Origin of the sequence: Sphingomonas flavalba, assembly GCF_047553045.1 — a bacterium.
Taxonomy (GTDB): domain Bacteria; phylum Pseudomonadota; class Alphaproteobacteria; order Sphingomonadales; family Sphingomonadaceae; genus Sphingomonas_L; species Sphingomonas_L flavalba_A.
Window position 1 is genome coordinate 1908440 of sequence record NZ_CP180208.1, and the last position, 23867, is coordinate 1932306.

Annotated in this window: 23 protein-coding genes; 15 read left to right on the top strand and 8 right to left on the bottom strand. The window is 67.7% G+C overall.

What is annotated here, in order from left to right:
* Positions 1-5: 5 nt before the first annotated feature.
* On the bottom strand, positions 6-1295 hold the full coding sequence (locus ACMT1E_RS09135) for an adenylosuccinate synthase (RefSeq protein WP_414899797.1): 1290 nt from the start codon (positions 1293-1295) through the stop codon (positions 6-8).
* Between the two features lie 128 nt (positions 1296-1423).
* Here ACMT1E_RS09135 and ACMT1E_RS09140 point away from each other — a divergent pair, with 128 nt between their 5' ends.
* On the top strand, positions 1424-2287 hold the full coding sequence (locus tag ACMT1E_RS09140) for an alpha/beta hydrolase (protein WP_414899798.1): 864 nt from the start codon (positions 1424-1426) through the stop codon (positions 2285-2287).
* Between the two features lie 61 nt (positions 2288-2348).
* Entirely contained in the window at positions 2349-2843 is a 495-nt protein-coding gene (locus tag ACMT1E_RS09145) for a DUF2721 domain-containing protein (RefSeq protein ID WP_414903362.1), read from the top strand.
* Between the two features lie 278 nt (positions 2844-3121).
* Here the strand turns inward: ACMT1E_RS09145 and ACMT1E_RS09150 are convergent, their stop codons facing one another.
* The 3 genes from ACMT1E_RS09150 to uvrB form a co-directional block, all read right to left on the bottom strand.
* Positions 3122-3658, bottom strand: a complete 537-nt coding sequence (locus ACMT1E_RS09150; protein ID WP_414899799.1) for a hypothetical protein — start codon at positions 3656-3658, stop codon at positions 3122-3124.
* Complete coding sequence (locus ACMT1E_RS09155) at positions 3655-4191, bottom strand: hypothetical protein (protein ID WP_414899800.1); 537 nt, start codon at positions 4189-4191, stop codon at positions 3655-3657. The genes ACMT1E_RS09150 and ACMT1E_RS09155 overlap by 4 nt, the downstream gene beginning before the upstream one ends.
* A 320-nt stretch (positions 4192-4511) precedes the next feature.
* Positions 4512-6689, bottom strand: a complete 2178-nt coding sequence (uvrB, locus tag ACMT1E_RS09160; RefSeq protein ID WP_414899801.1) for an excinuclease ABC subunit UvrB — start codon at positions 6687-6689, stop codon at positions 4512-4514.
* Positions 6690-6774: 85 nt separating this feature from the next.
* On the opposite strand from uvrB, the gene ACMT1E_RS09165 reads away from it, so the two are divergent.
* The 4 genes from ACMT1E_RS09165 to ACMT1E_RS09180 all read left to right on the top strand — a co-directional run bounded on the left by ACMT1E_RS09165 (position 6775) and on the right by ACMT1E_RS09180 (position 10029).
* Positions 6775-7326, top strand: coding sequence for a DUF3617 domain-containing protein (locus ACMT1E_RS09165; RefSeq protein WP_414899802.1), 552 nt, complete (start codon positions 6775-6777; stop codon positions 7324-7326).
* Between the two features lie 17 nt (positions 7327-7343).
* Positions 7344-7745 carry a VOC family protein gene (locus ACMT1E_RS09170; RefSeq protein WP_414899803.1) on the top strand — a complete coding sequence of 134 codons (402 nt, stop codon included), beginning with the start codon at positions 7344-7346 and terminating at the stop codon, positions 7743-7745.
* 80 nt (positions 7746-7825) lie between these two features.
* Positions 7826-9157 (top strand): amidohydrolase, encoded by a 1332-nt coding sequence (locus ACMT1E_RS09175; protein WP_414899804.1) that lies wholly within the window; start codon positions 7826-7828, stop codon positions 9155-9157.
* Between the two features lie 53 nt (positions 9158-9210).
* On the top strand, positions 9211-10029 hold the full coding sequence (locus tag ACMT1E_RS09180) for an arylamine N-acetyltransferase family protein (RefSeq protein WP_414899805.1): 819 nt from the start codon (positions 9211-9213) through the stop codon (positions 10027-10029).
* A 48-nt stretch (positions 10030-10077) separates the two neighbouring features.
* Here ACMT1E_RS09180 and ACMT1E_RS09185 read toward each other — a convergent pair whose 3' ends face one another.
* From ACMT1E_RS09185 to ACMT1E_RS09200, 4 genes are all read right to left on the bottom strand, one after another.
* Positions 10078-11046 carry a magnesium and cobalt transport protein CorA gene (locus ACMT1E_RS09185; protein WP_414899807.1) on the bottom strand — a complete coding sequence of 323 codons (969 nt, stop codon included), beginning with the start codon at positions 11044-11046 and terminating at the stop codon, positions 10078-10080.
* Positions 11047-11127: 81 nt separating this feature from the next.
* Positions 11128-11727, bottom strand: a complete 600-nt coding sequence (locus ACMT1E_RS09190; RefSeq protein WP_414899808.1) for a hypothetical protein — start codon at positions 11725-11727, stop codon at positions 11128-11130.
* Positions 11724-12929, bottom strand: coding sequence for a M48 family metalloprotease (locus tag ACMT1E_RS09195; RefSeq protein ID WP_414899809.1), 1206 nt, complete (start codon positions 12927-12929; stop codon positions 11724-11726). The genes ACMT1E_RS09190 and ACMT1E_RS09195 overlap by 4 nt, the downstream gene beginning before the upstream one ends.
* A 2-nt stretch (positions 12930-12931) precedes the next feature.
* Entirely contained in the window at positions 12932-13663 is a 732-nt protein-coding gene (locus ACMT1E_RS09200; RefSeq protein WP_414899810.1) for a hypothetical protein, read from the bottom strand.
* A 205-nt stretch (positions 13664-13868) separates the two neighbouring features.
* Here ACMT1E_RS09200 and ACMT1E_RS09205 point away from each other — a divergent pair, with 205 nt between their 5' ends.
* The 9 genes from ACMT1E_RS09205 to ACMT1E_RS09245 all read left to right on the top strand — a co-directional run bounded on the left by ACMT1E_RS09205 (position 13869) and on the right by ACMT1E_RS09245 (position 23698).
* Positions 13869-14663 (top strand): thymidylate synthase, encoded by a 795-nt coding sequence (locus ACMT1E_RS09205; RefSeq protein WP_414899811.1) that lies wholly within the window; start codon positions 13869-13871, stop codon positions 14661-14663.
* Positions 14660-15121, top strand: coding sequence for a dihydrofolate reductase (locus tag ACMT1E_RS09210; RefSeq protein WP_414899813.1), 462 nt, complete (start codon positions 14660-14662; stop codon positions 15119-15121). The genes ACMT1E_RS09205 and ACMT1E_RS09210 overlap by 4 nt, the downstream gene beginning before the upstream one ends.
* Before the next feature lie 35 nt (positions 15122-15156).
* Complete coding sequence (locus tag ACMT1E_RS09215) at positions 15157-16332, top strand: dipeptidase (protein WP_414899815.1); 1176 nt, start codon at positions 15157-15159, stop codon at positions 16330-16332.
* Positions 16333-16436: 104 nt separating this feature from the next.
* A complete protein-coding gene (locus tag ACMT1E_RS09220; RefSeq protein ID WP_414899816.1) occupies positions 16437-17066 on the top strand; it encodes a LemA family protein in 630 nt (209 codons plus the stop codon).
* Between the two features lie 35 nt (positions 17067-17101).
* Entirely contained in the window at positions 17102-18838 is a 1737-nt protein-coding gene (locus tag ACMT1E_RS09225) for a M48 family metallopeptidase (protein ID WP_414899818.1), read from the top strand.
* A 57-nt stretch (positions 18839-18895) separates the two neighbouring features.
* Positions 18896-19828, top strand: coding sequence for a bifunctional riboflavin kinase/FAD synthetase (locus ACMT1E_RS09230; protein ID WP_414899819.1), 933 nt, complete (start codon positions 18896-18898; stop codon positions 19826-19828).
* A gap of 49 nt (positions 19829-19877) precedes the next feature.
* Positions 19878-22757, top strand: coding sequence for an isoleucine--tRNA ligase (gene ileS, locus ACMT1E_RS09235; protein WP_414899820.1), 2880 nt, complete (start codon positions 19878-19880; stop codon positions 22755-22757).
* On the top strand, positions 22750-23262 hold the full coding sequence (gene lspA, locus ACMT1E_RS09240; protein ID WP_414899821.1) for a signal peptidase II: 513 nt from the start codon (positions 22750-22752) through the stop codon (positions 23260-23262). The genes ileS and lspA overlap by 8 nt, the downstream gene beginning before the upstream one ends.
* Complete coding sequence (locus ACMT1E_RS09245) at positions 23255-23698, top strand: DUF3035 domain-containing protein (RefSeq protein ID WP_414899823.1); 444 nt, start codon at positions 23255-23257, stop codon at positions 23696-23698. The genes lspA and ACMT1E_RS09245 overlap by 8 nt, the downstream gene beginning before the upstream one ends.
* Positions 23699-23867 lie beyond the last annotated feature (169 nt).

Here is a 23867-nt window from a genome sequence, read left to right on the forward strand (position 1 = left end):
GCCGCTCAGGCGGCGAACGGATCGCGGACCAGAATCGTGTCCTCGCGCTCCGGCGATGTCGACACCAGCGCGACCGGGCAGCGGATCAGCTCCTCGACCCGCTTGATATACTTGACCGCCGACGCCGGCAGTTGCGCCCAGCTGCGCGCGCCCGCCGTCGACCCGGCCCAGCCTTCGATCTCTTCGTAGATCGGCTCCGCCGCCGCCTGATCGGCGGCATGGGCGGGCAGATAATCCAGCGTCTTGTGGCCCACCTTGTAGCCGACGCAAATCTTCAGCGTGTCGAATCCATCGAGCACGTCCAGCTTGGTCAGCGCGATGCCGGTAATCCCGCCGACCGCCACCGCCTGGCGAACCAGCACCGCGTCGAACCAGCCGCAGCGCCGCTTGCGCCCGGTCACGGTGCCGAATTCATGCCCGCGGGTGCCCAGCCGCTCGCCGGTCTCGTCGGTCAGCTCGGTCGGGAACGGGCCGGAACCGACCCGTGTCGTATAGGCTTTGACGATGCCGAGCACGAAGCCCGCCGCCGACGGGCCCAGGCCGGAACCGCCCGCCGCCGTCCCGGCGATGGTGTTCGACGATGTGACGAACGGATAGGTGCCGTGGTCAACGTCGAGCAGCACGCCCTGCGCGCCCTCGAACAGAATCTTGTCGCCGCGCGCCCGCGCCGCGTTCAGCGTCAGCCATACCGGCCGGGCAAAACGCAGCACGAAATCGGCGATGCCGCGCAGTTCGTCGAGCAACCGTGCCCGGTCGATCGGCGGCTCGCCAAACCCGGCGCGCAGCGCGTCGTGATGGGCGGTCAGCCGGTCCAACTGCGGCCCAAGGTCGTCCAGATGCGCCAGGTCGCAGACCCGGATCGCCCGCCGCCCCACCTTATCCTCATACGCAGGACCGATCCCGCGCCGGGTGGTGCCGATCTTGCCGGCGCCGCTCGCATCCTCGCGCAACGCGTCAAGATCGCGGTGGAACGGCAGGATCAGCACGCAGTTATCGGCGATCTGCAAATTGTCCGGGGTAATCGCGACGCCCTGCCCGGCCAGCTTCTCGACCTCGGCCTTCAGCGCCCACGGGTCGAGAACGACACCGTTGCCGATCGCCGACAACGTGCCGCGTACAATGCCGGACGGCAGCAGCGACAGCTTGTAGACCTCATTGCCGACGACCAGCGTATGCCCGGCATTATGCCCGCCCTGGAAACGCACGACGACATCCGCGCGCGATGCCAGCCAGTCGACGATCTTGCCCTTGCCCTCGTCGCCCCACTGGGCGCCGATCACCGTTACATTCGCCACGTATTCCGTCCCGCTGTTGCGGAGCAGCGCCTATCGGACGGGGGCGCGAACGTCCAGCCCCACCGGCCTCCGCGCCGCCGCCACCGCCCCCCTTTCCGCCGGACGCGCAGACCGGCTAAGCCTGCGTCATGGGCAAGCTCCTCTCGGTCGCGGCGGTCGCCGCGCTGTTCGCCTTGGCGACGCCGGCCATCCTCGCGCCGCGCACCGCCAGCGGCATGACCATCCAGCGGTCGGATGTGCAGTACGATCGCGCGCCACGCCAGCGGCTGATCCTGTGGACGGCCCGGCACAAGGGCCGTTGGCCACTCGCCATCTACATCCACGGCGGCGGGTGGAGCGCGGGCGACCCCGGCGCCGGCGGCGGGGAAAAACCGCGCCACTTCCTCGACCGGGGTTATATCTACGCCTCGGTCACCTACCGCTTCGTGCCAGAGGTGACGGTGGAGGAACAGCTGCGCGACGTCGCCCGGTCGATCGCCTGGCTGCGCGCCAATGCCGGCCATATCGGCGCCGACCCGGACCGGATCGTGCTGGTCGGCCACAGTTCGGGCGCCCATCTCGCCGCGCTGCTCGCCAGCGACCCGCAATGGCTGGCGACGGCGAAGGTGCCGTTCGCCGTGATCCGTGCGGTCGCACTGCTCGACGGTGCCGGATTCGACGTGCCGTCGCTCATGGCACCCTTTCCGGGCGAGACCATGCCCTATTACGGCAAGGCGTTCGGCACGGATGAGGCCCGCCGACTCCGCCTGTCGCCAATCGCCCATCTGGCCGCGCCCAACGCCCCGGCCTGGCTGTTTCTGCAGGATGCGGCCCGCTTCACCGGCTATATGGAGGCGGAGGCGCTGGCCCGGCCGCTGCGCGCTGCCGGCGCCACCACCCTGATCGTGCCGGTGCCAGACAGTTCCCATATGCGCCTGAACGAGGATCTCGGCCGCCCCGGCGATTTCGCTACCGCCCGGCTCGACGCCTTTCTCGATCAGATCATGCGCTGACCGGGCCTTACCAGCCCGCATCCCTCTTGCCCCCTGGGCGCGACCGGGCCATCCCTTGGCGATGTACTCGCTGCCGGCCATCTCGAACATCGCCCAGACGATCCAGCTCGCGATCGCGCCGGTCTTTCTGCTCGCCGGCGTCGGCGCCTTCCTGAACGTGCTGACCGGGCGACTGAGCCGCGTCGTCGACCGCGCCCGCTGGCTGGAGGAACGCCACGCCGTCGCGGAAGGAGAGGAACGCCGCCGGCTGGTCACCGAACTGCGCCGGCTCGACCGGCGGATGACCTTGTCGAGCATCTCGATCTGGCTGTGCGTCGCCTGCGCGATCGCGGTGTGCGTCCTCGTCGCGCTGCTGTTCATCACCCAGCTGGTCAACCTGCCCTACCGGGTGGCGGTCGCCGCGTCCTTCGTCATCGCGATGGCACTGCTGATCGCCGGGCTGATCGCCTTCCTGCTGGAAATCCGCATCGCCCGCAAAAGCTTCCGCATCCGGGAAGAACTGCTGATTCAGGATTATGAAGAGGCCGCGCGGCCGAACGGCGCGCCGCATATATGAAAAGGGTTGCCAGGCCCGCAGGCCCGGCAACCCCCAACATGGTCAGCGGCCGGAAGTGCCGCCTCCGGAAGACATCTGGCGCGGCCGTGTCAGGCGCGCGTCTCCCGAACGGACTTGATCGACCCCTCTGCTGAACCATGAGACATCGGATCACCTCCTTTCGCTGGTTGAAGCCATTGTGCCTGCAAGGCACGGACCGGAAGGTGAATCATCCGGACTCGCCGATCAAGTCTTGAAAAGATTTTTGTTTCGGACGACCCTCAATGGTCGCTCGCGGATTACCGGCAACCGGCGACCACCTCGCCGATCAGCGGATCGGCCGGCAACACCAACGGTATCCCGTCCTCAACCCGCACGCCAATCGCTCCACCCGCCTTGGCCAGCACGTCCTTGAACCACGGATAGCCGGCGGCAAAGCGCGCCACCGTGTCGTCTCCGGCGGTCTGCGCATCAAACCGGGTGGCGCCGCGCTCGGTCAGCAGTTGCAGGGCGGTGCCGTTCACCCCGGCGCGGGTCATCACAATCATCCGCATCGCCTTGTCGCAGGCAATGCTGAACACCGGCTCGCCACCCAGTCCGAACCGGGCGGCCGGCCCGTCGGTCAGCGTCCAGCGTCCGTCGGCAACCGCCAGACCGGCAATTTCGGGAATATTGCCACGCTCGGTGGCGATGCCGTCGCGCCCCGGCTCCTCCTGCATCGCATCGGGCAGCGGCGTCGCTTCCTCCAGCGGCACCGCCTGATTGGCCGGCTCCGGCTGCTTCTGGCAGGCGGCGGCGGCAAGCAACAGCAGCAGGAACGGGGCATGGCGCATCATCGGCAATCCTCGATCACGCGGGAAACCTCCGGCCATGCGGGCACGACCAGCCGCGCTGTCCCGGCGAGGCTGACGACGAAGCGGCCGCGGCTGAACGCCATCTGGTCGAGCAACGGGCTGGTCGCCGGCAACCGCGCTTCCGCCGGGGCGCCCGCCGCCGCCTGGGTTACGGCGACGGCGTTGGCGCCGCTGCTCGTCTGGATCGTCATCGCGCCGGAAACCGGTCCTGCGGCGGCGCGGGAAAGCACAATCGCGCGCGCCTGCCGGTCACAGCGCAGGATCAGTTCGGTCGCCCGCCCGGCAACGCCGTAACGCGATACACCACCGCCCTCCGCCGCATAACGCCAGTCGCCGGGCGTCACCGGCCAGTCGCGCCAGTCGCTGCTCGCATTCGCCGGAACCGGGGTGGGCGGCGGCGCCGGGGACACAGGCGCGGACGGCGCCGGGCGCGGCTGGTGCACGGCATGGGTCTGGGGCGGCGCGACGCAGGAAGCCAATAAAAGCATTATCAGCACCGCGCCTTGCTTCTTCACGCCACACTCCCGCCTGTCGCCACGCAACAACCCGAAGGCAATGCCGCTCATGCGCCCGATTTGCAACCGCCCGCCAACCAGGCGCCACACCCCGGACCGTCCATCGCGAGCGCAGTCGAGGGGACGCACCCGCCGCCCGCGCCGTTCCACATAGCCCAAAAAAAGTAAGCCCCGTCGCTTTCGCGGCGGGGCTCCCTTGTGGTCCGATCCGAAGATCTGGACCAGCAGTGCTCTTTCTTTCGATCAAGCATGACACCAACGGCCAACCTCGCCGGTGGTTCCATGCCCTCGCAAAGATTCTACTCCGCGCAAACGCCGCCCTACCGCGACCATTTCCGCTGGGTCTTACCGTAGCGCAGCTTGCGGGTGCCGGGCTTGCCTTCCGTGCTCTGCCCGTTCGGCGCCGCGACGCGCGCCTCGGCGGGCAGGCCAAGCTCTTCCGCTTCCAGCGCGCGGATCTCGTCGCGCAGCCGCCCCGCCTCCTCGAACTCCAGGTCGGCGGCGGCGGCGCGCATCTTCTTTTCCAGCTCCTCGATATACGCGCGCAGATTGTGCCCAACCATGTGCGGCCGGTCGTCGTCGATCTCGACGGTCACCTGGTCCTTCGACGCGACATGGGCGATGATATCGCCGATATTCTTGCGGACCGACGCCGGGGTGATGCCGTGCTCGTCGTTATAGGCGACCTGCTTCTGGCGGCGGCGATCGGTCTCGCGCATCGCGCGTTCCATGCTGCCGGTAACCGTGTCGGCGTACAGGATCACCCGCCCCTCGGCGTTGCGCGCGGCGCGGCCGATCGTCTGGATCAGCGATGTCTCGGACCGCAGGAAGCCCTCCTTGTCGGCGTCGAGGATCGCGACCAGCCCGCATTCGGGGATATCCAGCCCCTCGCGCAGCAGGTTGATGCCGACCAGCACGTCGTACACGCCCAGCCGCAGGTCGCGGATCAGCTCGATCCGCTCCAGCGTCTCGGTATCCGAATGCATGTAGCGGACCTTCAGCCCCGCCTCATGCATATATTCGGTCAGGTCCTCGGCCATCCGCTTGGTCAGCGTCGTCACCAGCGTGCGGTAACCGCGCGCCGCCTCCGCCCGGCATTCGTTGACCAGATCGTCGACCTGGTCCTCCACCGGCCGCACCGCGACCGGCGGGTCGATCAAGCCGGTCGGGCGGATCACCTGCTCGGCGAACACGCCGCCGGTCTGCTCCATCTCCCACGTTCCCGGCGTCGCGGAAACATAGGTGGTCTGCGGCCGCATTGCGTCCCATTCGTTGAAGCGCAGCGGCCGGTTGTCGATCGCCGACGGCAGGCGAAACCCGTATTCGGCCAGCGTCAGCTTGCGCCGGTGGTCGCCGCGCGACATGCCGTTGACCTGGCCGATCGTCACATGGCTCTCGTCGACAAACAGCAACGCGTTTTCCGGCAGATATTCGAACAGGGTCGGCGGCGGCTCGCCGGGCAGGCGCCCGGTCAGGAAACGGGAATAATTCTCGATACCCGCGCAGGACCCGGTCGCCGCGATCATCTCCAGGTCGAAATTGGTCCGCTGCTCCAGCCGCTGCGCCTCCAGCAGCTTGCCCTCCCGCTGCAACTCCTTCAGCCGCTCGGCCAGCTCCAGCCGGATCGCCTCCATCGCCTGCTTCAACGTCGGACCGGGCGTCACATAGTGGGAATTGGCGTAGACGCGGACATAGTCGAGCGATGCGACCTTCTTGCCGGTCAGCGGGTCGAACTCGACGATCTCCTCGATATCGTCGCCAAAGAACGACACTCGCCAGGCGGTGTCCTCATAGTGCGACGGGAAAATCTCCAGATTGTCGCCACGCACCCGGAAATTGCCGCGCGCGAACGCCGCGTCGTTGCGCTTGTACTGCAACGCGACCAGCTTGCGGATGATCTCGCGCTGGTCGACGTTCTGGCCGCGCTTCAGGTCGAATACCATCGCCGAATAGGTTTCGACCGAACCGATACCGTACAGGCACGATACCGACGCGACGATGATAACATCGTCCCGCTCCAGCAGCGCGCGCGTCGCCGAATGCCGCATCCGGTCGATCGCCTCGTTTACCGAGCTTTCCTTCTCGATATAGGTGTCGGACCGCGGCACATAGGCCTCCGGCTGGTAATAATCGTAATAACTTACGAAATATTCGACCGCGTTTTCCGGAAAAAAGCTTTTGAACTCACCGTAAAGCTGGGCGGCCAGGATCTTGTTCGGCGCCAGCACCAGCGCCGGACGCTGCAACGTCTCGATCACCTTCGCCACGGTGAAGGTCTTGCCGGAACCGGTAACGCCCAGCAGCACCTGGTCGCGCTCGTCCGCCTGAACCCCGGCAACGATCTCGGCGATCGCGCCCGGCTGGTCGCCGGACGGCAGGTAATCGGACACCAGTTTGAACGGCTTGCCGCCCTCGGTTTTTTCCGGGCGCACCGGCTTGTGCGGCACAAACGGCCCGGCCTCCGGCTCGTCGAGCGTGGTTCTGATTTGAATTGCCATGGACCAGGGATATGGTGCCTGATCAACACGGTCGCAACGCTCTCTTGCCCGGAAAGGTGTCCTTCTTGCCCGGAAAGGTGTCCTTATGTTCCGTTTCAGTCCGGCGGCGTCTCTGCCGTTCGCGCCCCTGCTTCTGCTCGCCGCGTGCAATTCCGGCCCGACCGTCTCGGCGGAAAACGCCTCAGCTTCGGAAGTCGCTCAGAAAATCGCGGAATCGCGTGTGTCGGAAGGCAGCTTCATCTCGCCGGGGCAATGGCGGACGACGTTCAACATCAGTGAAATGAACATGCCCGGCCTGCCGCCGCAGGCGTTGGAGGCGATGCGCGCTCACGCCGCCAAGGCGAGCAGCCACGAAAGCTGCGTGACCGAGGAACAGGCGAAGAAGCCGGACCCCGACATGTTCGCTGGCAAGGGCAACGAGAATTGCCGCTACGACAATTTCTCGATGGGCAACGGCAAGATCGCCGGCGTGCTGCGCTGCCAGGGATCACCGGGTGAAATGAAGATGACGATGAACGGCACCTACGGCCCCAACGCCTATCAGATGAGCGCGACCGTCGAACAGACCGGGCCGCAGGGCAAGATGACGATGAAGATGGACAGCAAGGCCGAACGCATCGGCCCGTGCAAGGCCTGACGGAAGGAACCGCTCTCATGATCAGCTACGTCACGCTCGGCACCAACGACATCGTCAAGGCCCGCGCCTATTACGATGCGTTGCTCGGCAGCATCGGTGCAAAGCCGGTGATGACCCTCGACCACGGCTTCACCTATTATGCGATCGCGCCCGACCAGCCGGGCTTCGCGATCACCCCGCCCTATAACGGCGCGCCGGCGACGGCGGGCAACGGCAACATGACCGCGATCGCGGTCGCCAGCCGCGCGGCGGTCGACGCATTCCACGCCCTCGCGCTCGAACTCGGCGGCAGCGACGAAGGCGCGCCGGGCCTGCGCGTCCCGGAAGGGCCGGACGCCTTCTACATCGGCTATTTCCGCGATCCGGAAGGCAACAAACTGTGCGCCGTCCATATCGGCGGCGCCGACGCCGCCGCCTAAGACCCTGAAATACGGCGGCACACTCTTGCCTCGCCGCGCCGCCGGTGCTTGGATGGCGGCAATCGGAATGGGGGACTTCCATGCATTTCACGCGCTTTCTGCTCGCCGCCGCGCTGGCCACGACGCCGGCCCTCGCCGCCCCGGATTATCAGGCGGCGATCAAGGCCGATTACGACAAGGATCTCGGCCAGTTGTTCGTCTGGTTTCACCAGAACCCCGAATTGTCGTTCAGGGAAGTGAACACTGCGGCGCGCATGGCGAAGGAACTGCGCGCCATTCCCGGCATCACCGTCACCGAAAAGGTCGGCGGCACCGGCGTCGTCGGCGTGCTGAAGAACGGCGCCGGGCCGACGGTCATGGTCCGCGCCGACATGGACGGTCTGCCGATCCTGGAGGATTCCGGCGTCGCCTATCCGTCGAAGGCGCGGCAGGTCGGCATCGACGGAGTCGAAGCGCCGGTGATGCACGCCTGCGGGCATGACACCCATTTGACCGCGCTGCTGGCGACCGCCCGCCGCCTCGCCGCGCTGAAGGATCGCTGGCACGGCACGATCGTCTTCGTCGTCCAGCCGGCGGAAGAACGGATCGGTGGCGCGGCGGCAATGGTCAGGGACGGCCTCTACACCCGCTTCCCGAAACCGGACTACGCGCTGGCGCTGCACGTGGCTTCCGGCCTCGCCTCCGGCAAGGTCAGCGCGTCGGAAGGCATCCAGTATTCGTCGTCGGACAGCGTCGACATCGTCATCCCCGGCATCGGCGCGCACGGCGCCACCCCCAACCAGGGCAAGGACCCGGTCTACATGGCGTCGCAGATCGTCATCGCGCTGCAGGGCTTGATCAGCCGCGAACGCGCGCCGCTCGTGCCCGGCGTCATCACCGTCGGCTCGTTCCATGCCGGCAACAAACACAACATCATCTCCGAAGAAGCGAAGCTGCAGGTAACGGTGCGCGCCAATGACGAGGCGACACGCGCCGCGCTGGTCGCCGGTATTCGCCGGATTTCCGAGGGCGTCGGCCGGCTGAACGGCATGCCGGAGGACAAATTGCCGGTGGTCACGGTGATCGAGGGGACGCCGACGACCATCAACGACACGCCGCTGGCCAGGCGGCTGAACGCCACCCTCACCCGCACGCTCGGCGCCGATGCCTTCGAACCGTTCGAGCAGATGGGCATGGGGGCGGAAGATTTCGCCTATTTCGTTCAGCCCGATACCGGGGTGAAGGGTTATTATTTCGCCGTCGGCGGCACGCCGCAGGCGGTGATCGACGCCGCCGCCAAGGGTGGCCCGCCGATCCCGCCGCACCATTCCCCGGTGTTCCGCGTCGATCCCGAACCGGCAATCGTCACCGGCGCCACCGCGATGACGGCGGCGGTGCTCGACCTGCTCGGCCCGGCGCCGGCGGCCGACTGACCGGCTGCGGCACCGCGCTTCCACCCGGACGGTTCAAGCACTAGGTACGGCGCATGTTCGATATCGCAGCCTATCTCGACCGCATCGGCCTGGCCGAGGCGCCGGCACCCAGCGTCGAGGGGCTTGGCCGGCTGCAACGCGCTCACCGCCGCGCCATCCCGTTCGAGAATCTCGATATCCCGCTTGGCTACGGAATCAGCCTCGAACCGGACGCGATCTTCGACAAGCTGGTGACCCGCCGCCGCGGCGGCTATTGCTTCGAACAGAACAGCCTGTACGGCGCCGCGCTGACCGCGCTTGGCTTCCCCAACCGGCCGCTGATCTCGCGGGTCTGGCTGGGCGCCCAAGGGGTGCCGGCGCGCGCCCATACGCTCAATCTGGTGACGATTGACGGTGAGGCGTGGGTCGCCGACGCCGGTTTCGGGGGCAGCTACGTGCCGCCGATGCGGCTGGTCGGCGGCGCCGAAACCGAAACCGACGACGGTGCCCGCCACCGCCTGCATTTCGACCCCGATCACGGCTGGACGCTGGAACGCCGCGGCCGCTACGACCTGACCGACGGGCGCGGGCCGGACAGCGCGGAATGGTACACCCAGTGCAGCTTCTCGACAGAGGAAGTGGCGCCGATCGATCTGGAAGTCAGCAACCACTGGACTGCGACGCGGCCGAACACCCGCTTCACCACCCACTGCATCGTCAGCCTGGCGCCGCCGGGCGGTTTCCTGGCGCTGACCGACCGGACGCTGACCATTTCAGGAAACGGCACCGAACGGATCGAAATCGACAGCCCCGCCCAGTGGCGCACCCTGCTCGAAAACGCCTTCGGCATCACCCTCACCGCCGAGGAAGTCGACCGCCTGCCACTGTTCTGATGCCCATCCGTCCTTCCGCGTCATTGCGGGGACGCCGCAAAACCACCGCTACAACCACTTCACCCGCTTGAACTGCACGTACAGCAGCGCGCAGATCAGCGCGATCGCGCCAAGCACGACAAAATAACCGTAATGCGTCGATAGCTCCGGCATGTACTTGAAATTCATGCCGTAAATCCCGGCAATCGCCGTCGGCACCGCCAGTATCGCCGCCCAGGCGGCAAGCTGGCGGGTGATCGTACCGGTACGCTGCTGCTCCAGCAGGTTGCTGAATTCGAATACCGACGTCAGCACTTCGCGCAGCCCGTCGACCATCACCTGCACCCGGTGAACATGGTCAAGCACGTCGTTGAAATATGGGCGGGTCTCCGGGTCGACGCACGGCAGGTCGAGCCGCACCAGCCGCCCCGCCACCTCGCCCATCGGCCCAAGCGAACGCTGAAACCGGATCAGCTCGCGCCGCAGGGTGAATATCCGCGTGACCTCCTCGCGGCTGAGGAAATTGTCGAGGGTGCGTTGCTCCATGTCCAGCACCTCCTCCTCGATCGTCTCGACGATCGGCAGATATCCGTCGACGATGAAATCAAGGATCGCGTGCAGCACATAGTCGACGCCGTGGACGAGCAAAGTCGGCGCCGCCTCCAGCTGGTCGCGCAACTGCTTGTGGGTGCGGGCCGATCCGTGGCGGACGGTGATGATGTGGCTGTGACCGACGAATATCGACGTTTCGCCGTAAGCGATGCGGTCGCCCTCCAGATGCGCGGTGCGGGCGACGACGAACAGCTGGTCGCCGTAAATGTCGATTTTCGGCAGCTGGTCCGCCTTCAGCGCGTCCTCCACCGCCAGCGGGTGCAGCCCGTAATTGCGCTGCAACGTCTCCATCTCGGCCGCGCTCGGGTCGGCGATGCCGATCCAGACGAACTCGGACTTGTCGGCCGGGCAGTCGATCCGCTCGTCGATCGACACCGCGCGCACCCGCTGGCCGTGCCGGTAGAGATAGGCGGCGATGACAGTCATGAAACACCCCGGCAAGGTTCGGAATGCCCAGCCTAGAGTCGGACAGGCGTCAGGGAAAGCACTGCCGAAACCGCCGGTGTTTCAGAATCCGGCGCTGTCCATCACCGCATCCGCCGCGCCGGCATCCCGGTCGAAATAATGCAGGCGCGGCGCGTCGAACGTCACCATGTACAGCCGCCCGTCGACAATCGCGGCCTGCGCGTCGCCCCGGCGGACGATCTGGTCGTCGTCGGTATACTGATAGGTGAAATGCACGCCGTCGTGCCCAAGGAAACGCACCGGGTCGACGGATTGCACCGCGAACGTCCCGATCTGCTTGTAGGTGCGGTATGTCCCCTCCAGCAGGCCAGGAATCTCGACCAGCAGCGTCTCCGCCGCGAACCGGGGCAGCGGATCATGCTTCCGGCTGCGTTCCCTGACCAGCGGTTCGCCGGGCGCAATCCCGCCGTAGAAGGTCAGATCGTTCAACTGCGTGCCGTCCAGAGTCCAGGTCTCGGCGTGCCTGCCAGCCTTGATCCCCAGCCGGTTCCAGTCGCGCGACGGGGTGACCGCCATCTTCGAATCCGCCACCGTCACCCGTTCCCCGGCAGTGCGCAGCTTGTGCGCGTCCGCCGCCCCGACCAGCAGCAGCGCCGGGGACAAGACAAGGGCCAGGCCCCGCACCATGCGATAAAGGCTCATTGCCCGGTCTCCTTCGGAATCATCAGCCGGATCATCTTCGCGTCCGGTGCGTCGGGGCTGAGGGTCAGGTAACGGCGCAGCGCGGCCTGCCCTTCGGCGGGCTGGCCGGTCTTGATCAGGGTCAGGCCAAGGCCGCGATGCGCCGGGGCCAAAGCCGGGTCGATGGCAATCGCATTGGCGTAGAATTGCGCGGCATTGGCGAAATCCCGCTGGGCGCCGCGCGTCCGGTACAATTCACCGCGCGCCAGCCACAGCCCGGCCGTCCAGCCGCTCTCCGCCAGTCTCGCGATCACGTAATCGCTGCCGCCGAAATCGTTCAGCCCGATCTGGTCGGCCAGCAGCATGTCCATCCACGGCGCCAGCGCGGCACGGTATCGCGCCGCGCCGTCCTCGCGGTCCGCCCCTTCGGGCACCGCCAGTTCGGCCAGATAGCCGGCGCGCTCGGCATTCGGCGGGTGGGACGCGGTAAAGGCGATATGCTGGAAATCGGGCTTCTTCAGTCCCCTGATCCGGGCGGATGCCTCCGCCTCGCCCATTACCGATTGCCACACCGACGCGGCGGCCTGCGGGCGCAACCGGCTGCGGTTCAGATAGGCGATGCCCAGCCGGTCGGCCTCCCGCTCCTGATCGCGACCGTAGCGGAACAAGGTGCCATAAACGGAAAGCTCCAGATTCTGGTAATTCCGCATGCTCTGGTAACTGGGCGCCATCGCCGCCAGCAACGCCCCCCATACCAGAACGTCGCTCGCGCTCCGCCGCTTGCGGAACCCGTTCACCCCGTGCCGGCTCTCGAAATGGCCGAATTCGTGCCCCAGCACCGCGCCCAGTTCGGCCTCGTCGTGGACGCGCAGCAGCAGCCCGCTATTCACCCGCATCGTGCCGTTGGGCGACATGCTGGCGTTGAAGAACGGAACGCGGACAATATAGACGCGAACCGCCGCGCATCGCTCCGCCCCGACCGTCGCGCAGAGCACACCCTTCACATAACCGGTCAACGCCTCGTCGCGGATCAGCAACTGTGACGCGGCAAGCGCCCGCTCCAGCTCGTCATCCTCGCGCCACTGGCCAACCTCGTCGACGCCCTGCGGCTGATAGGCGCCGGTATAGGGCGGCGGCAGCACCGCCTCGTCGGCGGCGGGCGCCGGCGCCGCAACGCTCGCCGCCAGCAGCGCCAGCACGCTCCGGGCGCCGATCGCCGCCATCGCTATTCCCCGATCTCGCTACCGGGAAAATCCTCCAGCAGCTGGCGAACCCGCTTTTCGGAACCCTCCACCTCCCGCACGTCGCCGCCCATCGCGCCGTCGGCATTCAGCCACAGCAGCGCGCCGGTGCGCAGGTCGACCAGTCCGGCATAGCCCTGGTGCTCGCCCGATTTGACCGAAATGCCGGGGCCAAGCAGCGCCAGCACCTGCAACACCTTGCGCCCGGTCGATCCGTAGGCATCGCGATTGTAGATAAACAGGCCGTAATCGGCGTCGGCGGCGCCCGGCAGGCGCCCCACCCCCTCGCCCAGCGACCAGTCGAACACCGCGTTCTTGTTGTCGCGCTTCTTGGTCGGCAGACGGTTGCCGACGAAGAACTGATATTCGATCACCGCCTGCGATACGGCGGCGAACAGCGCCATATGCTCCTGCACCGCCGGCGCGTCTTCGTCATAGGCTTCCGGCGCGACGACAATGGTGTTGCCCAGCCGCGTCTGCAGGCGTTCAAGCGCGCCGTCGATGTTGCGCCGCGCCTGTTCGGTCCACGCCGCGTTCGGCTCGAACATGCCGCCGGTGGATTGCGCGCCGACCGACACCGCCGGGCGGAACACCAAAATCCGCTTGCCGCTGTGCGGCGCCAGCGAAAACCCCTGCCTGACCGCCGAACGCTCCTGCGCATCGGCAGGCGCCCCCAGCAGCACGCCGATGCAGATCGCCAGCGCGACCGCACGCATTATTCGCATTGCCCCAAGTCCCCCGGCGCCGCACCCCCCGTGCGAGTCGCCGGCCCTAGTCTACGAAGCATCCGCCAGCCGCCGCAAGGCCATTTCCATTTTTTGCAAATGCTTACAACGCCCTTGCGCGTCGCCGTGGCGCTGAAACCCCCGCCCCCCGGCCAAGTGGGGCGACAGCGCCGGCTTTCGCTCCTATCGTCATTCCATGCGTCCCTATCTCGACCTGATTCAGCGTATCCTGGACGAAGGCACCCGCCAGGCCGACCGCACCGGCGTCGGCACCCGCGCGGTGTTCGGCCATCAGATGCGCTTCGACCTGGCCGACGGCTTTCCGCTCGTCACCACCAAGAAACTGCACCTGCGCTCGATCATCTACGAATTGCTGTGGTTCCTGCGCGGCGACACCAATGTGCGCTGGCTGAACGACAATCGCGTGACGATCTGGGACGAATGGGCCGATGCGGAAGGCTCTCTCGGCCCGGTCTACGGCAAGCAGTGGCGCGACTGGGAAACGGCGGACGGCCGCCACCTCGACCAGATCGCCGCGCTGATCGCCCAGATCAACGCCAATCCCGCCTCCCGCCGCCAGATCGTCACCGCGTGGAACCCCGGCGAGATCGACCGGATGGCGCTCGCCCCCTGCCATTGCCTGTTCCAGACGCAGGTCGCCGACGGCCGCCTGTCGCTCCAGCTTTACCAGCGCAGCGCCGACGTATTCCTCGGCGTGCCGTTCAACATCGCCAGCTACGCGCTGCTCACCCATATGCTGGCCGATCAGTGCGGGCTGAAACCGGGCGCATTCATCTGGACCGGCGGCGACTGCCATCTCTACGAAAACCACCTCGATCAGGCCCGTCTCCAGCTCAGCCGTGCTCCGCGCCCGCTGCCGACGCTGGCGATCACCCGGCGCGCGCCGACGATCGACGGCTACGCCTACGAGGATTTCGCGATCACCGGCTACGATCCGCACCCCCACATCGCCGCGCCGGTGGCGGTGTGAGCCGGCCGCACATCACCCTCGTCGTCGCCCGCGCCACCAACGGCGTCATCGGCCGCGACGGGCGGATGCCCTGGCACATCCCCGCCGACCTGAAACGGTTCAAGGCGCTGACCACCGGCGCGCCGATGATCATGGGCCGCAAGACGTTTGAAAGCCTGCCCGGCCTGCTGCCCAGCCGCCGCCACATCGTGCTGACCCGCGACGCCGGCTGGTCCGCCCCCGGCGCGGAGCCGGTCGCCAGTGTCGACGCCGCCCTCGCCCTTGCCGGCGCCCCGCGCGTCTCGGTGGTCGGCGGGGCGGAAATCTACCGCCTGTTCCTGCCTCTCGCCGACCGCATCGAGCTGACCGAGGTGCATCTGGCACCGGACGGCGACACCGTCCTCCCCGCCTTCGCCGGCTGGCGGGAGGTCGGGCGGGAAGATTACGACACCCACAGCTTCGTGACGCTGGAACGCTGATTTTTTCGGCGGGACGGCAGAAAGGATCGATCGCCATGACCGCCCGCCGCAAGATCCTCCTCTCCCTCGTCCTGCTCCTGCTGCTTGCCGCCGCGCTGTTCTTCGCGCTCGCCCCCGGCATCGCCGAACGGTCGATGAACAAGGTCGAGCCGAACCGCCTGCTGGCGATCAGCCCGCGCGCCGCCGCCTTGCACAAGACGCTGGCGATCGCCGACAGCCACGCCGACACGCTGCTCTGGCGCCGCAGCCTGCTCGATCATGCCGATCGCGGTCAGGTCGATCTGCCGCGGATGATGGCGGGCAATGTCGCGCTGCAGGTGTTCTCGTCGGTCACCAAGACGCCGAAGAACCAGAATTACGACGCCAACGGCGCCGACAGCGACAACATCACCCTGCTCGCCTTCGCCCAGCTCCAGCCGCCCCGCACCTGGGCCTCGCTGCTCCAGCGTTCGCTCTGGCACGCCGAAAAGCTGCACCGGGCAGAGGCGGCGTCCGCCGGCCATCTGCGCATCGTCGCCAGCGCCGCCGACCTGCGCCGCCTGCTTGCCGACCGCGCCGCCGGCAAGCAGGTCGCCGGCGCGCTGCTGTCGATCGAGGGGCTTCAGGATCTGGAGGGTAAAGCCGCCAATCTCGACACGCTCTACGCCGCCGGCTTCCGCATGGCCGGGCTGACCCACTTCTTCGACAACGAACTCGGCGGGTCGATGCACGGGCTGAACAAGGGCGGGCTGACCCCGTTCGGCCGCCAGATCGTCCGCGCGATGGAGCAGAAGGGGATGATCGTCGACATCGCCCACGCCAGCCACGCCGCCGTCGCCGAAGTGCTGGCGATGGCGACGCGCCCGGTCGTCTCCAGCCACGGCGGCGTTCAGGGGACCTGCAAGGTCAACCGCAACCTGACCGACGCGGAAATTGTCGGCGTCGCCCGCACCGGCGGCGTTGTCGGCATCGGCTATTGGGACGCGGCGGCGTGCGGCACCGCCCCGACCGACATCGCCAAAGCCATTGCCCATGTCCGCGACCTTGTCGGCATCGCCCATGTCGGGCTGGGCAGCGACTATGACGGTGCCGTCACCACCGCCTTCGACACCAGCCAGCTCGTCCAGATCACTCAGGCGCTGATCGATCGCGGCTTCAGCGATGACGAGATTCGCGCGGTGATGGGCGGCAACCTGCTCCGCCTGCTCGCCCACGGCCTGCCGGAAAGCTGATCGCGCCGGCGAGGAATAACGCCGTTATCGTCGTTGGTTACGTAAAATTCATGTCTCCGGCTTAGCGCTGGTTCGGCCATCGCGATCAGGGGAGCGATCGAACCATGCCAGCACAAAGCTTCGGGGAAGCGACCGACCTGCCCGGCCGCCTGATCCGCGCGACCAATTTCGCGCTCGACCATTGGTGGCTGTGGCTGCTCGCCGGGCTGCTGCTGTGGCTGGCCCTGCGCCTGCGCGGCCAGCACGCGCTGATCGCCCGGCTCGACGAGCGGGCAGACGCCGCGTTCGCCGATGTCGACGCGCTGCTGGTCGAACGCCACGGCCTGATCGGCAATCTCGTCGCTGTCGTTCGCGCCTTTGCCGAACGCGAGCATGCCGTGATCCGCGACGTGCTCGACGCCCGCATTGACGCGGTCGAGGCGATGAGCGACGCCGCGATCCACACCGACACCCAGATCGCCAACGTCCTGCAGAACCTGTTCTCGGTCAGCGAGAATTACCCGTCCCTCGCCGCCGCCGGCCATTATGCGCGGCTGCGCGACGACCTGATCCGGGTCGAGGACCGGATCACCGCCGCGCGCAAATTCTACAATCTCGCGGTCGAGGAACTGAACGCCGTCCGCCGCGCCTTCCCCGGCAACCTGCTGGCACGGCGCGACGCCCCGGTGCGCGAGAAATTCTCGCTCGGCGATCGCCGGGCAAAAATGGCGGAATCGCGGCAAATCAGCTTCTGATTTCCGGCGGGGCGGCGAAAAGGGGCGCGGGCGCGATGGCGGCACGGCGGGCGATCGACGGGGCGGTCCACGGCTATGTCACCCACGCCCGGCGCAACCGCCGCTACACGCTGTGGCTGGTCGCCGCCTACATCCTGGCGTTCGAACTGACCGGCGCCTTCGCGCTGACCATGGTCCTGCTGCTCGTCGACCCGGATCATACCATCCTCACCAACCCGGCCGGCTATGCGCTCCGCTACGCGCTGCCGCTGGCGCTGCTCAGCAACTGGCTGTTCTGGCGGCTCTATCGCGGCCACGCCGCCTCGGTCACCCGCCGTCTCGGCATCCGCATCGTCGAACGGGCGGAGGAGCCGCGCTTCGTCGCGCTGGCGGAGGAACAATGCACCGCCCTCGGCGTCCGCCTGCCGCGCTTCGGGGTGATCGAGGCGGACGCGCCCAATGCGGTGACGGTCGGCGACGGCCCTTATCGCGGGCTGATCGCGGTGACGCGCGGCCTGCTCGACCGGCTCGACGACGACGAACTCGCCGCCGTCCTCGCGCATGAGGCATCGCATATCCGCCAGGGCGATACCCGCCTGCTCGCCGCCAACCACGCGCTGATGCGCACCGCCGTGCTCTACCAGACTCACAACCCGCTGCGGTTCGAGGATTGGCGTCAGGTCGTCATCCCGCTGCTGATACCGCCGATGCTGCTGATCATGCTGGCCGGCGGCGCCGTCACTATGGCGTCGATGCAGCTTGCCCGCTTCGCCCGCCGCGCTCTCCGCCTCGGCCGCGATCATGGTGCGGACGGCGAGGCGATCCGCGTCACCCATTTCCCGGAAGCGTTGATCAGCGCGCTGGAAAAGGTCGGCGGCCACGGCGCCTTCCCCGGCAGCTACGCCGTGGAAGGGCTGCTGTTCGACGGCCCGTCGGATCATGACGGCGGCTCCCACCCGCCCGTCGCCGCCCGCATCGCCGCGATCGCCACGCTGGGGCGAGAGATGATGAACCCGCAGCGCCGCCGCCGCGACACCCGCGCGCCGCGCGCCGCCGCCCTGCCCGGCTTCGGCCGCCGGGGTCAGGCCGCCGCGCGCCCGGCGCTGTTCCCGTGCGACGCAACCGGCCGGCCGCTCGAACAGCCACCGACGCCGACGCTGGCCATCGCCGGCCTGTGGTTCACCAACCGCGCCGCCTACCGCGAATGGCAGGCCGCCTGCATCGCCTGGTACGAATGGCGCGCGGGGGACCGGCGCAACGCCGCCGGGCTGACGCCGAAACTGGTCATCCCGCTCGCCGCCGTCTCTGCCTTCCTGATCGTCTTTCACTGGCCGGCGGACGGCGATTTCGGCAAGCTCCACCGCATTTTCGGCCCGACCATGCTGGTCGACCTCGCCCGCGACACGCACAACGGTCCGTTCTGCTCCGGCCCCTCCTACCCGGACGGCACCTGCACGCCCGGCCAGATCAGCTCCACGGACGGCGCCGCCCGCCGACAGGCGCCGCCTCCGCCGCCCCGCGCCGCTACCGCCGGGCACCCCCCGCTGCTGCCGCCCGCCGTCATTCCGATGGCGTTGTTCCTGCTGATCCTCGTCGCGGCGTTCCGGCCACAGTGGGTGCGCCGGCTGTTCGGGGTGGTCGATGACAAGGGGCTGGCGGACCGCCTGCGCCACCGTGCGCCGCCGCCCGCCGTGCCGCCGCCCGCCACCGGCCACCAGGCCTCGTCGCCCTCGCCGCAGCGATCACCGCCGCCGTCCCGGCCCGGCACCGGTTTTGGCCGCAAACCAATCTGATCGGCCATCGTCCGACAAATATTGCTCGATTTTCGCCATCCCCCTATAGGCCGCGACATGGAGCGCCTTGACGGGAGCGCGACCGCCCCCTCGCATCTGCGCGGCGGCGTCGTCGCGCTAGGCAATTTCGATGGATTTCACCTCGGCCATCAGGCGGTGGTCGGCCGCGCCGTCGCGCGCGCCCACGCGCAGGGCCGCCCGGCGCTGGTCGCCACCTTCGATCCCCATCCCGTCCGCTTCTTCAAACCGGACGCCCCGCCGTTCCGCCTGACCACCCTCGCCCAGCGCGAACGGCTGTTCGCCGCCGCCGGGGCGGATGCGATGATCGTCTTTCATTTCGACGCGGCGCTGGCGTCGGTCGGCGCGCGCGATTTCGTGCTCGACTGGCTGATCCGGCGAATCGGCGCGGCGGCGGTGGTGACGGGGGAAGATTTCACCTTCGGCAAGGGGCGCAGTGGCAACCGTGCCGTCCTCTCCGCGCTGGGCGAGGAATATCAGCTTGGCGTCGAATCGGTGGCTCCGGTTGCGCTCGACGGCGAAATCATCTCGTCCAGCCGCATCCGCGACGCGCTTCAGGCTGGCGATTGCGCCACCGCCAACCGTCTGCTCACCCGGCCGTTCGCGGTGGAAGGCGTTGTCCAGCACGGCGACAAGCGCGGCCGCCTCCTCGGATTTCCGACCGCCAATCTGGCGCTCGGCAAGTATCTCCGCCCGCGCTACGGGGTCTATGCCGTGCGCGGGCGCCTGCCCGACGGCCAGTGGCTCGACGGCGCCGCCAGCGTCGGCATCCGCCCGACCTTCGACCCGCCGAAGGAACTGCTCGAACCGCATTTCTTCGCCTTCGACCGCGACATCTATGGCCAGATGATCGAAGTGACTTTCCACCACTTCCTGCGGCCGGAAGCGAAATTCGACAGCATCGACGCGCTGAAGGCGCAGATCGAAAGCGACTGCGCCGACGCCCGGCGCGCGCTGGCGGCGGGTGATTGACGGGAAACACTAGTGTCTCCGGCAATCCTCGGCTAATCCCCGCCCACCGATGAGCGACCAACCAGACAGCCCGCGCGACTGGCGCGACACCGTCTTCCTGCCGAAGACCGATTTCCCGATGAAGGCCGGCCTTGCCGCCAAGGAACCGGCGACCCTCGACCGCTGGGCGCGGATCGGCCTCTACGACCGCCTGCGCGAACGGCGGCAGGGCCAGGAACGCTTCATCCTCCACGACGGCCCGCCCTACGCCAACGGCGACATCCACATGGGCCACGCGATGAACAAGGTGCTGAAGGACATCATCGTCCGCAGCCAGTCGCTGCTCGGCAAGGATGCGCCCTACGTCCCCGGCTGGGACTGCCACGGCCTGCCGATCGAATGGAAGATCGAGGAAGAATACCGCAAGAAGAAACAGAACAAGGATGAGGTGCCGCCGCGCGAATTCCGCGCCCAGTGCCGCGCCTATGCCGACAAGTGGGTCGGCATCCAGCGCGCGCAGTTCGAACGGCTCGGCGTCATGGGCGACTGGGAAGACCCCTATCTGACCATGAAGTTCGAAGCGGAGGCGGCGATCGTCGCCGAACTGCTGAAATTCGCCGAATCCGGCCAGCTCTACCGCGGCGCCAAGCCAGTGATGTGGTCGCCGGTCGAAAAAACCGCCCTCGCCGAAGCCGAGGTCGAATATGAAGACGTCACCTCGACCCAGATCGACGTCGCGTTCAAAATCACCGAAGCCCCGAACGCCCCCGAACTGGTCGGCGCCTATGCCGTCATCTGGACGACGACCCCGTGGACGATTCCGGTCAACCAGGCGATCGCCTATGGGGAAGAGATAGAGTACGTCGTCGTGGAATCGACTAGGAGTTTCGCCCAAATTGTCCGACCCGGACAGCCCACTCCGAATATGGAATCTTACCGCTATCTGGTAGCGGCACCTCTATTGGAAGCTTTCAGACAGCGGTACGGCGTCACCATGGCTCCCGGTACTGTAGTTCAAACCATTCCGGGCTCGCAGCTCGCCGGCACAATCGCCCGCCACCCGATGCACGATCTCGGCGGCTTCTTCGCTAGGCCCCGTCCGTTCCTCGCCGCCGATCACGTCACCACTGACGCCGGCACCGGCCTCGTCCACATGGCGCCGGACCATGGCGAAGAAGACTTCCTCGCCTGCAAGGCGCAGACGCCACCGATCGACCCGGTGTTCGCGGTCACCGACGACGGCAAATACCGTGACGACTGGCTCTGGCTCGGCGGCCAGGGCAGCGTCATCAACACCAAATTCAACGGCCCCGACGGACCGATCCTCAGCGACCTGCGCGCCGCCGGCGCCCTGCTTTCGGCCGGCGATTTCCAGCACAGCTACCCGCATAGCTGGCGGTCGAAGGCGCGGATCATCTACCGCTGCACCCCGCAATGGTTCATCCCGATGGACCGGCCGGTGCCCGATCCCGCCGCCCGCCGCTGCGCCGAGGAAGAGTATATCCTCAGCCATCAATCCAATGCCGCCACCCTGCGCGCAACCGCGCTCGACGCGATCGAGCGGACGCGCTGGGTGCCGGAAAAGGCGCGCAACCGCATCCACGCGATGGTCGACGGCCGGCCCGACTGGGTGATCAGCCGCCAGCGCGCCTGGGGCGTGCCGATCGCCCTCTATGTCCACCGCGCGACCGGCGACTATCTGCGCGATCCGGCGGTCAACGCCCGCATCGTCGCCGCCTTCGCCGCCGGCGGCGCCGACGCGTGGTTCGATGCCGATCATCAGGCCATTCTCGGCCCCGACCGCGCGCTTGCCGATTACGAAGTCATCACCGACATCCTCGACGTGTGGTTCGACAGCGGCTCGACCCACGCCTTCGTCGTCGAGGCGCGCTACGGCGCCGGCGCCCGCGCCGACCTGTATCTGGAGGGGTCTGACCAGCATCGCGGCTGGTTCCAGTCGTCGCTGCTCGAAAGCTGCGGCACCCGCGGCCGCGCGCCCTACCGCGCCGTCCTCACCCACGGCTTCGCCCTCGACGGGCAGGGCCGCAAGATGTCGAAATCGCTCGGCAACGTCGTCGATCCGCTGAAGATCATCGACGAAAGCGGCGCCGACATCCTGCGCATGTGGGTCGCCTCGACCGATTATTTCGAGGACGTCCGCATCGGCAAGGAAATCCTCGCCGGCACTTCCGACGCCTATCGCAAGCTGCGCAACACCTTCCGCTACCTGCTCGGCGCGCTCGACGGCTTCACCGATGCGGAGCGCGTGCCGGTGGCGGACATGCCGGAACTGGAACGCTACGTCCTCCACCTGCTCGCCGGGCTGGATACGGAGCTGCGCGCCGCCACCGATGCGTTCGAATTCAACCGCTACATCCGCGCGCTGACCGATTTCGCCAATAACGACCTCAGCGCCTTCTTCTTCGACATCCGCAAGGACAGCCTTTATTGCGACGCCGCCGCCGATCCCCGGCGCCGCGCCTACCGCACCGTGCTCGACACGCTGTTCCACGCCCTCGTCCGCTACGCCGCGCCGATCCTGTGCTTCACCGCCGAGGAAGTGTGGCAGGCCCGCTATCCGGCGGAGGACAGCTCGATCCATTTCGAAACCTGGCCGGACATCGCTGCCGCCTGGCACGATCCGGCGCTCGGCGAGCGCTGGCAGGGCCTGCGCGCCCTGCGCTCGCAGGTGACGGAAGCGATCGAGCCGCAGCGCCGCGAAAAGGTCATCCGGTCCAGCCTGGAAGCGGCGGTGGCGCTGCCCGGCGCGCTGCCCGGCGGCGTCGATCTGGAAGAACTGTTCATCGTCGCCTCGGTCTCCGGCGGCGCGACGGCGGTCACCGTCAGCCACACCGATCGCCACAAATGCGGCCGCTGCTGGCGCCACATGCCGGAAGTGACCGAGGATAACGGCCTGTGCGGTCGCTGCGACACGGTGGTCCATGGTTGAAACCGCGCCCCCCCGCCGCCTCGGCCTGATCCTCGCCGCCGTCATCTATATCGTCGATCAGGCGGTCAAATATGTGGTCGTCGGCCCGCTCGCCCTGCCCCATGTCCGCAACATCGAAATCCTGCCGTTCTTCGATCTGACCTGGGTGGAAAATTACGGCGTGTCGATGGGCTTCCTGACCGCATCGAGCAACGGCATGCGCTGGGCGCTGGTCGGGCTGACCGTGGCGATCAGCCTCGCCGTCCTCGCCTGGATGTGGCGGGAACGCAGCCGGGCGGACGTGCTGGCGCTTGGCATCGTGCTCGGCGGCGCGCTCGGCAACATCACCGACCGGGTCCGCTTCGGCTATGTCGTCGACTATGCCGATCTGCATTTCGGCGAATGGCGGCCGTTTTTGGTATTCAATGTCAGCGACGCCGCTATTACCATCGGCGTCGTGATCCTGCTCGCCCGGGCGCTGCTCGTGCGGGACGGCAAGAAATCCGCGGAGGATGATAATGCGTAAGGCAGTGTTGGCCGGCCTGGTTCTGACCACCGTTCTATCCGGCTGCGCCAGCGGCAGCGGCCTGTTCGGGCGCGAACGGCCGGACGAATTCGCCGTTGCCCGGCGCGCGCCGCTGGTCGTGCCGCCCGATTTCGCCCTCGCCCCGCCCGCCCCCGGCGCCCCGCGCCCGCAGGAAGCGGATTCGAGCACCCAGGCGCTCGAAGCGATGTTTGGCGGCCCGGCCCAGCGCAGCGCGACCGAAACGACGGCGCTCAACCACGCCGGCGACGACAGCGCCGATCCCGGCATCCGCTCCGCCGTCGCCGATCCGCAGACCAACGTCGTCGACAAGGGGCAGGTGACCCGCGACATCATCGCCGCGCCGGAAGGCGACGGCCGCGACGCCCGCGCCGCGACCGGCACCACCCCGGCGCCCGCCCCCACCCCGCAGGACTGATTACCGGCCCGGCAGCGAAAGCGGGGGGCGTGGCGCGCTCCACCGGTCGATCACAGGCTGCTGGTGTTCCGGCGAAAGCAGGGGCCCAACTTCGCGCTTCGTCCCGTTGGCCCCTGTTTGCATCAGACGCTCGGCGGACTTCGGTTGACCGCCGCGTACAACGTCCACG

Coding starts and splice junctions, on each gene's coding strand:
- ACMT1E_RS09205 (WP_414899811.1), top strand. CDS start 13,869: ATGCGTCCCTATCTCGACCTGATTCAGCGTATCCTGGACGAAGGCACC.
- ACMT1E_RS09170 (WP_414899803.1), top strand. CDS start 7,344: ATGATCAGCTACGTCACGCTCGGCACCAACGACATCGTCAAGGCCCGC.
- ACMT1E_RS09165 (WP_414899802.1), top strand. CDS start 6,775: ATGTTCCGTTTCAGTCCGGCGGCGTCTCTGCCGTTCGCGCCCCTGCTT.
- ACMT1E_RS09150 (WP_414899799.1), bottom strand. CDS start 3,658: ATGATGCGCCATGCCCCGTTCCTGCTGCTGTTGCTTGCCGCCGCCGCC.
- ACMT1E_RS09200 (WP_414899810.1), bottom strand. CDS start 13,663: ATGCGTGCGGTCGCGCTGGCGATCTGCATCGGCGTGCTGCTGGGGGCG.
- ACMT1E_RS09140 (WP_414899798.1), top strand. CDS start 1,424: ATGGGCAAGCTCCTCTCGGTCGCGGCGGTCGCCGCGCTGTTCGCCTTG.
- uvrB (WP_414899801.1), bottom strand. CDS start 6,689: ATGGCAATTCAAATCAGAACCACGCTCGACGAGCCGGAGGCCGGGCCG.
- ACMT1E_RS09175 (WP_414899804.1), top strand. CDS start 7,826: ATGCATTTCACGCGCTTTCTGCTCGCCGCCGCGCTGGCCACGACGCCG.
- ACMT1E_RS09220 (WP_414899816.1), top strand. CDS start 16,437: ATGCCAGCACAAAGCTTCGGGGAAGCGACCGACCTGCCCGGCCGCCTG.
- ACMT1E_RS09145 (WP_414903362.1), top strand. CDS start 2,349: ATGTACTCGCTGCCGGCCATCTCGAACATCGCCCAGACGATCCAGCTC.
- ACMT1E_RS09215 (WP_414899815.1), top strand. CDS start 15,157: ATGACCGCCCGCCGCAAGATCCTCCTCTCCCTCGTCCTGCTCCTGCTG.
- ACMT1E_RS09180 (WP_414899805.1), top strand. CDS start 9,211: ATGTTCGATATCGCAGCCTATCTCGACCGCATCGGCCTGGCCGAGGCG.
- lspA (WP_414899821.1), top strand. CDS start 22,750: ATGGTTGAAACCGCGCCCCCCCGCCGCCTCGGCCTGATCCTCGCCGCC.
- ACMT1E_RS09190 (WP_414899808.1), bottom strand. CDS start 11,727: ATGAGCCTTTATCGCATGGTGCGGGGCCTGGCCCTTGTCTTGTCCCCG.
- ACMT1E_RS09185 (WP_414899807.1), bottom strand. CDS start 11,046: ATGACTGTCATCGCCGCCTATCTCTACCGGCACGGCCAGCGGGTGCGC.
- ACMT1E_RS09195 (WP_414899809.1), bottom strand. CDS start 12,929: ATGGCGGCGATCGGCGCCCGGAGCGTGCTGGCGCTGCTGGCGGCGAGC.
- ACMT1E_RS09230 (WP_414899819.1), top strand. CDS start 18,896: ATGGAGCGCCTTGACGGGAGCGCGACCGCCCCCTCGCATCTGCGCGGC.
- ACMT1E_RS09245 (WP_414899823.1), top strand. CDS start 23,255: ATGCGTAAGGCAGTGTTGGCCGGCCTGGTTCTGACCACCGTTCTATCC.
- ACMT1E_RS09225 (WP_414899818.1), top strand. CDS start 17,102: ATGGCGGCACGGCGGGCGATCGACGGGGCGGTCCACGGCTATGTCACC.
- ileS (WP_414899820.1), top strand. CDS start 19,878: ATGAGCGACCAACCAGACAGCCCGCGCGACTGGCGCGACACCGTCTTC.